General features: G+C 54.6%; 1 rRNA gene. It reads right to left on the reverse strand.

Annotation, left to right across the window (positions count from 1 at the left end):
• Positions 1-205, reverse strand: a 16S ribosomal RNA gene (locus tag M3221_RS27210); the annotation flags it as partial.

Consider the following 205-nt stretch of genomic DNA (forward strand, 5'->3'; position numbering starts at 1 on the left):
TCAGTTACAGACCAAAGAGCCGCCTTCGCCACTGGTGTTCCTCCACATCTCTACGCATTTCACCGCTACACGTGGAAGTCCGCTCTTCTCTTCTGCACTCAAGCCTTCCAGTTTCCAATGACCCTCCACGGTTGAGCCGTGGGCTTTCACATCAGACTTAAAAGGCCGCCTGCGCGCGCTTTACGCCCAATAATTCCGGACAACG

It is taken from the genome of Domibacillus indicus (assembly GCF_023715895.1).
Classification (GTDB): domain Bacteria; phylum Bacillota; class Bacilli; order Bacillales; family Domibacillaceae; genus Domibacillus; species Domibacillus indicus_A.